The sequence below is a fragment of the Streptomyces botrytidirepellens genome (assembly GCF_003721215.1).
GTDB classification, from domain to species: domain Bacteria; phylum Actinomycetota; class Actinomycetes; order Streptomycetales; family Streptomycetaceae; genus Streptomyces; species Streptomyces himastatinicus.
Genome location: NZ_RIBZ01000289.1, coordinates 22,871 through 32,202 on the forward strand (window position 1 = coordinate 22,871; position 9,332 = coordinate 32,202).

At 72.5% G+C, this 9,332-nt stretch carries 3 protein-coding genes and 1 pseudogene; all 4 read right to left on the reverse strand.

The window, feature by feature from the left end; genetic code table 11:
- Positions 1 to 3: 3 nt before the first annotated feature.
- On the reverse strand, positions 4 to 2,133 hold the full coding sequence (locus EEJ42_RS24145) for an ATP-binding protein (RefSeq protein WP_123102795.1): 2,130 nt from the start codon (positions 2,131 to 2,133) through the stop codon (positions 4 to 6).
- 227 nt (positions 2,134 to 2,360) lie between these two features.
- On the reverse strand, positions 2,361 to 5,579 hold the full coding sequence (locus EEJ42_RS24150) for an NACHT domain-containing protein (RefSeq protein ID WP_123102797.1): 3,219 nt from the start codon (positions 5,577 to 5,579) through the stop codon (positions 2,361 to 2,363).
- 149 nt (positions 5,580 to 5,728) lie between these two features.
- Positions 5,729 to 8,548: a beta-L-arabinofuranosidase domain-containing protein gene (locus tag EEJ42_RS24155; RefSeq protein ID WP_123102799.1), complete on the reverse strand. Its 2,820-nt coding sequence runs from the start codon at positions 8,546 to 8,548 to the stop codon at positions 5,729 to 5,731.
- A 145-nt stretch (positions 8,549 to 8,693) separates the two neighbouring features.
- A pseudogene (locus EEJ42_RS24160) lies at positions 8,694 to 9,332 on the reverse strand (sigma-70 family RNA polymerase sigma factor); the annotation flags it as partial.

Sequence of the window (9,332 nt, forward strand, 5' to 3'; positions counted from 1 at the left end):
TCCTCACTGACCGGTGATGGGGAAGGGGCGCTTCTTCCGCGCCGCCGCAGGCCAGCTGCGGGCGGCCTGGCCCAGGACGGCGTGCCAGGACGGGTGCCGGGGTGAGAGGTAGGCCAGCTCGTCGCCGACGGCCTTGCACATGTCGGGGTCCGGTTCGGCGTGCGGTTCGGATACGTGCCACAGGGCGTGCAGCAGCCGGTTGACGCAGCGTTCGATCTCGTGCAGTCCCGCGTACCGGCCGTCGTGCGCGCCGAGGGCGACCTGCACGCGGTCGTCGGTCCACTCACCGGCGGGCGGGGTGGGCGCGGTGGCGGCGTACTGGAGGCACAACAGCCAGTGTCCGGCGGCCTGTTCGTCCTGCTCCGACTGGAACTCCTCCGCCAGCATGGCCACCACGGCCTCGGCGTTCCCGGCGGCGAGCGTGTGCCGCAGCGCGTCCGCCTCCCCGCTTTCGCCGCGCTGCGCGTGGTGCATCCGCAGAAAGCGGTGGATGTCCTGCCAGTCGCGGCCGTCGTCGGCCGCCCGCGAGGTGCGGCGCGCCTCGTGCACCAGCAGGGTCCGCAGCAGGGGGTCGGTGACCAGCGGCTCGTCCGGCGGGGTGAGGCGCTGCCACTGCTGCTCTTCGAGATAGTCGGTGGCGGAGTTGGCGGGCAGCTGATCGGGGCCCTGGAGGCGCAGATGGTCGGCCAGTGCCTCGGCCGCGGTGCTGTCGCGGGCGAGCGAGAGCAGGGTCAGCCGGTCGCGCTGGCGCCGGTCCGGCAGCAGCTGCTCGAGGAGCGCTTCGGTGACCGGGCGCCCGTCCTCGACGTGGAGGTGGAGCAGATCCCGTGGGCCGACGCTGGTGCCCTTCGCGGTAGCGTCCAGCACCGCCGCGCACAGCACGGTGGTCACCGCGGGATGCCCGCCGGTGAGGGAGTGCACGGCGGAGGCCAGATAGGGGTGCAGCGGCCGGGCGGGCCGGTCCGGCACCAGGAGCGGCAGGATGTCGTCCCGGCTCAGCGGGGTGAGGGGGACGGTGAGCAGCCCGGCGGAGGGGCTGAGGCCCTTGCGTTCCCAGCCGGAGGACTTCACCAGGTCGGGGAGGTTGCGGTGGACCGCGGCGGAGGCGTCCTCCGGCGGGCCGCCGAGCCGGGTGGCCACGACGACCAACTCCTCGCGGTCGGGGCGTTCGGGCATCGCCCGGTGCTCCAGGAGCAGATCGAGGAAGTTCTGCCCGGGCGGGTGGTGGGTGTCGTCGAGCAGGATGAGCGGCCACGGCTCCCGGTTCCACCGCTGCAACTTGCCGTAGGAGGCGGCCACGTCGTGCAGGAAGGCGGCCATCAGGCTCTGCTCGGCCGCATGCCGGTAGTCGCCGCCCTGCTGGAACCACTGCCCGAGCAGCACCAGCGGATCCTGCCCCTCCGCGCCCCGGGGGAAGCGCCGCCGGTACCACTCCTGGGCCGCGGCCGCCGGGTACCGCTCGGCGTACTCGGCCACCACGGCGGCGGTGACGGCGTCCCGGCCCGACGGGTCCGAAGCGTCCCACGGGTCCGAAGCGTCCGACGGGTCCGAAGCGTCCGACGGCTCCGACTCCGCGCCGATGGCGTCGTTCGGACCGACGGCCTCCAGTCGGCCTTCGACGGCGGTGGCCCAGGCGTGCCGCAGCGTGTTCTCGTCCCCGCCTGTGAGGCGGCAGGCGAGCAGCAGCCGGGCGAAGCGGAGACAGGCCGCGTCCCGCTGCTCGGCGTTGCCGTGGTGCCAGCCGGAGACGGCGAACAGGCCCGGCACCAGAACGGGGAAGCGGCGGCGCAGCGAGGGCGCGAGCCCGCACACCAGCTCCGCCAGGATCTCGACCGGGGTGGAGGCGGTGGGAGGGCCGCCGTCGGCCGGTGCGGACGGGAAGGCGGCGGTTTCGGTGGCGACGACCCGTACGTGGGCGAGCGGCAGCCGGTCCCGGTAGCACGCGGCCAGTTCCGCGAGGACGGCGCTGCGCCCGATGCCGTGGTATCCGGTCACCAGCACCACGGGCAGATCGCCCTGGTGTTCCCGGGCCGTACGGGATCTCTCGTCGAAGGCCAGGCCGGTGAGCCGGGGAACGAGCGAGCGCAGCAGGGGGTCCCGGCCGTAGAGCGGTGACCCTTCCGATACGCGCATCTGGCTGTGTCCCGCCTCCGCTGCTCAACGCCGCCGGCGGCCACAACTCCGGAGGCGGGCGGCACCGCTCCCCCGAGACATCAGCCGCTGACATCCGTACCAACTACGCCTGTAAACAGAGAATTTACCCGTCGCGGGAGCAACACACCAGGTGAAGGCAGGATCGGTACCAGGTAGTGACCAGCGGGGACTCCGCGTCGAACACGGGTGCGGAGCGACGCCGGGTGTCAGGGGTGCGGGTAGACATCCAGTTCGACGTTGTCCGGAAGCGCGTCCGCCCCGCGGATCTCGCCGGGGTAGACGAGCCGCACCCGGCGCAGTCGGCGCAGTCCGGCGAGGGAGGCGAGGTCGAGTTCCGCGACCTGCGACAGATGGATCTCCTCGAGCCCCGGAAGGCGCCGGGCGATCCGCCGCAGCGGAACCGCGGCACCCGCCCTGGCCCATACATCCAGGTGGGTGACCTGGGGGATTTCGGTACGGGGGGCGAACAGCAGCATGCTCAGCTGCTGCGGGGAGAGCGTCAGCTTGCGCAGGTTCGGCAACTCGGCGACGAGCGAGCCCCACTCGTCCGGCGTCAGCCGCTCGCTCGCGTCCTGGAGCCGCAGCTCCTCCAGCCCCCGGCACGCCACGATGCCCGCGAGCTGGGCCGCCGCCGACGGCAGCGCCAGCAGCCGCAGCTCGGCGGCGCGCGGAAGGTCGGACAGACCGCGCCAGGGCACTTCCGGGCCGACGAGGAGGCCCTCGAGACGGGGGCAGTCCGCCAGCTTCAGCAGCGTCTCGAACTGGGGGAGGTCCCGCAGCTCCAGCCTCCGCAGCCGCGGCAGCCGGGTCAGCGGCGCCGGGTCCTTGACGTTCCGGCAGCCCTGGAGGGCGAGCGTCTCCAGCTCGGGGTAGGCGGAGAGCAGACCGAGATCCTCCAGCTGGAGGGTGTTGCGCAGGCGCAGCTCGCGCAGCCGCCGCGGGTCGAGCGAGTCGCGAATCTCGTCGGGACCGAAGTCGCCGTGCAGGCCGACGCGCTGATACCCGGACATGGTGCGCAGCGCGTCCAGCTCGGCGTGCGAGCGCACGGTGACGATCTCCTCGGGGGCGGTGTCGAGGAGCGGGCGCACGATCTCCTCGGCGTACGCCGTCGTGTCGAACCGGTCCCAGTGGCCGAGGAGCTGGGCGCGCACCGCGGGCTGGCCGGTGCGCAGGAACTCCCGGAGCCTGGGGATGGCGGCGTCCCCGCCGATCTGGCATATCGCGTGGACGGTGGCCAGTTCCTCGTCGCCCTCCAGATCCTTCGCGGCGGGCAGCAGGCCGAGCAGCAGCGGGCCCGTCTGCGCCAGTGACCTGGCCTCCCGCAGACTGCGCGGTGGGAGCAGCCGCGCGGCCCGGTCCTCGATCGCTTCCCGCACGGTCGGCTCCAGGCGGGTGGCCTGTTCGAGGGAGGCGAGGGCGAGGAGCCGTAACCGCGCCCGGACCGCCGCGTCCTGCTCGCGGTCGCCCCGCTCGCGGAGGCGGGTCAGCAGGTCGGCGCGCTCCTGGTGACGGGCCTGTGCGACGGCCATCTGAACCACGTCCTCCCACTGGTCCAAGTGCGCGTTGTTCACCAGCATGCCCATGTCGCGCTCTTCCAGTACGGCCCTGGCGCCCAGGAAATCCTGAAAAGTCCGGTGAATGAAGTTCACCGCACCCGTGGCGGGTTCCCGCAACAAACCGGAACGTTCCAGCAGATGCTGCAAAGCTTCCTCCGGCGTCCCGACTTCCGCCAGACGGGGGACGGAGGGCTGTAGCCGCCGCACCACGTCCACCGCGTCCGGACGGTCCAGCTGCGTCCGCTCGTTGCGGATCAGCCAGTACGCCAGCTTCTGGAGCGGCTCCGTCGCCGACTTCTGGTCCAGCACCGGGCGGCTGCGGCCGTACACCTCGCGCTCCAGGTCGCGCCGCTCCAGGAGCATCGACAGCGCCGCCTCGTACAGCGAGGCGCGGCCCTGGGGCAGGAAGCCGCGGCGCTCCCGGTGCAGGGCGCAGATCAGGCCGCACATCAGCGGATTGGTCGCCAGGCGGCTCAACTCGGGGCTCCTGCGCAGCGACAGCGTCAGCGACTCGCCCAGCTCCTCCGACGCCCCGGCCGCCGCGTGCCAGCGCCGGATGAACTGCTTCATGTCGGCGGGCCGCATCGCGGCGAGCGCGAACTCCTGGAAGCCCTCGCGCGCCAGCCAGCCCCGCTCCAGGGCCGAGGGGCGGGAGGTCAGCAGCCACAGATTGCCGGGGAAGACGGCGAGCAGCTTCTTGAGCCAGGCCCGAGTGCGGGTCCGGTCCTCCTTCGGGATCTCGTCGGCCCCGTCGATCAGGAGCACGCCGCGCCCGTGCTGAAGCACCCGTGCCGCCCATCCGTCCGGTTCGGTACCCACCAGTGGACAGCCGATCCAGCGCAGGAAGTCCTCGGGCATGGGCAGCTCGGCGTCCTTGCGCGCCAGGGTGCGCAGCGGCAGGACGAAGGGGACGCGGCCGAACAGCTGCGACAGCCCGCCCGGCACCCGCTCCTGCTGCGCCGTGGCGAGGGCCAGCCACTGCACCAGGGTCGTCTTGCCGGTGCCGGCGACCCCGCGCAGCAGCACCCGCTCGTGGCGGGCGAAGACGGCATCGGCCGGGCCCGCAGCCCGTTCGGCCTCAGCGTCCCGGTCGCTGCCGGGCTCGCCGTTCTCCACCGGGAGCGGATCGGCCCCCTCGCGGTACGGCCTGGCCTCCAGGCTCAGGTACGCGGTCTCCAGCGGCCAGTCCTGGCCGTCGGGTTCGCGCAGATCGACGCCGTAGATCGTGAGCCTGCCGTGGTACTCGACGACGTAGCGCGCGTAGTCCTCCTCGAACTCCGCGTCCTGGCGGCTGATGTCGGGCAGCCGCCGCAGGATCCTGTCCAATTTCTCGCTCTGCTCCCGGATCTCGCGGCTCTGCTCGATCTGGGCACGGGCCGCGAAACCGGGCCGCTGGCTGAAGAAGCGCATGAGATGGACGCATGCCGTCTCCAGGAGCCGGTCGTGGAAGCGGGCGGCGTCGTCGCTGAGGAGCCTGCGGGTGTCGGGGCCCGCGCTCCTGGACAGCTCCGCGGCCAGCCGCTCGGGGCCGAGCGCGAAGGCGTGGACGTCGTCCATGTCGAGGTCGCCGAGCGCGTGCAGGGTGCGGGTCAGCGCCTGCCCGACGGAGTCGTGCTCGTCGGCGCCGATCGGCGGATCGTGGGGACCCGCGGCCCGCACGGCGCGGCGGACCAGTTCCCGGGCGAGCTTGTGCAGATCGTCCTCGGTCAGGGTGCGGTGCTCCTTGGCGAAGGACACCAGCCGGCGGATCGGGATCGGGCGCTCACCGAACTCGGCCGCGGGTGCGCTCGCGGGCGGCACCAGCAGTCGTTTGACCACCGGCACGACCACTGCCGACGCGATCCGGAGCCCCACCGTGCCGCCGTCCACAGCAGCCCCTCTCTCACCAGCGCCGACGCGCTTCCCCCCGCCGGGGCCCGTACCCGTCGGCCCCCGCTCACCATAGCCGCGGACGGCCGCGTTGAGGCAGAGCGCGCGGGCGCCGGGCTTGTGCCGAGCGCCACCGCACGTGCGTTCGTTCAGGATATGTAGTCGGCCTTCTTCGCCGTGGTGACGACGCGCCGCCCGTCCGCGGCGGTGAGCAGCCCCGCGGCCACCCAGGCGTCCACGGTGGACTGGACGCGCTTGACCAGCGCGCTCTTTTTTCGGTACGGGGCGGCGGACCAGATCGCGTCGAGGAGGGTGGTGCCGTCGTCCCGGGCCGGGTTGGCGACGCCGGAGTCGGTGGTGCCGAAGACCACGGTCGGCTCGGACCGGTGGAAGTAGGCGTGCGTCGGCTCCTCGGTGCCTTCGGCGAACGGGGCGAACTCGACGCCGTCGAGCGTGTAGTGGAGCGGCTTGCCCGGTACGGGGGTGAGCGTGGGCAGCAGGTCGCCGGAGAGGGCGGCGTTGCGGTAGAGGCCGAAGGTGAGGAAGGACGTCCGCGCGTCGCGCGCCACCAGGTTGACCGGACCGTGGAACAGGGTCTGCACGCGCGGGTCGTCGAGCGCCTTCTCCACCCGCAGCCGGAAGGGGATGTCGACCCGGACGGTGTCCCCGTCGCGCCAGGTGCGGGACACCGAGGCATAGCTGCCGGGGGCCCAGGTCCCCTTCACCGCCTTGCCGTTGACCGTCACCCGGAAGCCGCCCGTCGCCCACGCGGGCACGCGCAGCCGCAGATCGAAGGCGGCGGTGCGGCCCCGGACGGTGAGCGTGGAACCCTGCTCCCTGGGATAGCCGGTGGACTGGGTGACGGTGACGCCCTTCTCGGCCCAGGTGAGCGTGGACGGGCTGTACAGGTTGACGTACAGCGCGGTGCCGTCCGCCCGTCTGAAGTACACCGAGTCCTGGTACTTGGTGGCGCTCTCCATGCCGGTGCCCTCGCAGCAGGTGGTGCCCGCCTTGGGGGTGTAGTCGCGCACGTGCCCCGGCACCAGGCCGATGAAGTACGTGACGAGCGGCTTCTCCGCGTCGGCCTTGTCCTGCTTGGAGCCGAGCACCTGGTTGTACAGGGCGCGCTCGTAGTAGTCCATGTACGCCGGGTCCTGCTCGTGGAAGAACAGCATCCTGCTCAGCTTGAGCATGTTGTAGGCGCAGCAGGTCTCGGCGGTGGTGTCACTGAGGGTTTTGGCGATGGCGCCGCGGGCGCCCCAGAACTCTCGGTTGCTGGTGCCGCCGATGCCGTACATCCGGGTGGGGACGACCATGTCCCAGAAGTTCTTCGCCGCGGTGAGGTAGCGCTCCTCCTTCGTCTCGTCGTACAGCCGGACCAGGCCGGTGAAGATGGGGATGTGCTGGTTGGCGTGCAGCCCGTCCAGGGTGTCGTCGCCCGCGGCGCAGGCGTCGATGAGCTTGTCGAGGTCGAACAGGCGGGCCAGCGCCAGGTGCTGGGCCTTGCCGCTGATCGCGTACAGGTCGCAGATCGCCTCGACGATGCCGCCGAACTCGCCGCTGGAGAAGATCCCCCACATCCGCTGGAGGGTGCCCCGGGGCAGCTTGGACAGCCGGGAGTACATCCAGTCGCACATGCCCTCGGCGAGGTCCAGGGCCCGCGCGTCGCCGGTGCCGAGATGGGCGTCGAGCAGCCCGCGCAGGATCTTGTGCGCGGTGTAGTACGGCGCCCACACCACGGTGTAGTCGCCGCTCGTCATCGACTCCAGGGTGATGAACTGCGTCTCCGGGTACGCCGCGAGGAACCCGGGGTGGCTCGGCCCTCCCCAGGTGCGGCGCAGGGTGGCGTGGCGGCCGTGGCCCGAGGAGTCGGCGATGGTGCCGCCGGTGGTCTCCGCGAAGGTGTACGCGGCCAGGTCTCCGGCCCCGGCGGACGACTCGGCGGCCGGGCGGTCCTGGAGCTCCGCGACCTGGGCCGCGGTCAGGGCCCGCGACCAGATGCCGACCTCGTCGAAGGCCCCCGCGAACACCGGGTCGGCGGCGTAGTGGGACCGGCCGAGCCAGTGGTCGCGCAGGGTGCCCAGGGCGGCCGGGGTGAGGGTCATGGAGGTGTTCTTCGCGACCGCCGAGCCGTTGACGTACAGGATTCCGGTGCCGTCCGCGATCGTCACCGCCACATGGCTCCACTCGTCCAGGGGCAGGGGCGCCGTGCCGTCGAGGCTCTGCTCGCCACCCGCCCCCGAGGTGGTGATGGCGAAGCGGGGGTTGCCCTTGGCGTTGCGGGCGGTCAGATAGAGATATCGGGTGGTGTCGTCGCCGAAGTCGAGGATCCGGGTCCAGCCCGCGTCGTGGGTGGGCTTGACCCGGGCGGCGAGGGTGACCGCGGTGGCGCCGCCGAGCACGGTGTCCGGCAGGTCGACGTATTGGGAGGACCCCCGGACGTTCTCCGCGGCGGTGCCGAACCTGCCCGGAACGCTGAGCACCACCGGATCGCGCCGCAGCGCCTCGCGGACCTCGTCCAGCGCCCCGACCATGTGGCGGATCTTGTCCGCGTACACCTTCTCGCCGGTGCCGGTGTAGGCCTGGGAGAGCATGGTGAGGAAGTGGCCGGTGAAGTGTCCGCGGAGGTTTCCGTTGGCCTCGCCGTCCAGCCCCTCCCAGCCGCCCGGGGCGACCGCGCCACGGGTGGAGAGGCCCGCGTTGGCCCGGAAGACCTGGAGCAGCCGGTCGACGTCGTAGCCGCGGCCGAAGTCCAGCATCAGTTGGCGCTTGGCGGTGAAGTCGCTTTTCCGGAGCGCCACGTCCTCGGGGTTGAACGGCCGCAGTGTCCAGGCGGCCGGGGCCTCGGCACCGGTCGCGGCCCCCGAAGCGGCGGTTGCCCGGCCGACGGCGAGCGAGGTCAGTGCCGGGGCCGCCGCGACGAGGGCTGCGGCACGGAGGACGGCTCGTCTGGCGGGTGCGGGTGCCATGGATGGCCTCGTTTCTGGGGGCGACGGGCGACGGGCGACGGGCAGACGTGATGTTCGATATGTCAAACGTCGTTCGGAAAGGCGACCAGAAAGTAGAACGCCGGTCAGAACACGTCAAGAGGTGGGACGCGAGTTGGCACCCGCGTCAGTGGGGCGGGGGAGTGACCCGGGATCGCTGCCGCACGGTCGCGGGGTCCGCGGGCCGTGCGCGCGTCAGATACTGCGGCACCGGTGCCGTGTCCCCGCCGGTGTCGCGGACCAGCCCGTAACGGACGATGCCCGCACCCGCGACGGGCGGCGTGGCCACGTCGTTCGCCACCTGGTCCCAACGGGACGCCTGGGCGAAGAGGTTGTAGTCCGCGCCCCGTTCGTTCTGGTGGAGGGTGACGCTGCCGTCCAGCCAGAAGTACTCGTTCTGCCACATCTGCTGGGTCCCGCCGGGCAGCGCGGTGGTGCCGGTGGCGGGGCCGCCCATCCAGGTCGTGCCGTCCGTCGAACCCGGCTGTACGTCGTCCAGGCGCCGCCCGCCGCCGGAGGCCACGTGGAAGAGCTTGCCGCGCAGGCCGGTCCACGTCGGCATGACGAGCGCGCCGGGGCGCTGCCCGGGCAGCACCTGCCAGCGCACCCGGAAGTATCCGCGCCCCGTGAGCGTGACCTGCTCGCCCCGGTGGGTCAGCCCGGTCGGCGGCGCCCCGGTCAGCGTCACCGTGCCGTCGGCGCGCCGCGGCAGCGCCGCGGGCCGGGTGGCGGCCGCGGGAGCGCGGTCGACCGTGTCGACGACGGT

Bases quoted from the DNA above. Each gene is read 5' to 3' on its own strand.
- EEJ42_RS24145 (WP_123102795.1), bottom strand. From the start codon at position 2,133: ATGCGCGTATCGGAAGGGTCACCGCTCTACGGCCGGGACCCCCTGCTG.
- EEJ42_RS24155 (WP_123102799.1), bottom strand. From the start codon at position 8,548: ATGGCACCCGCACCCGCCAGACGAGCCGTCCTCCGTGCCGCAGCCCTC.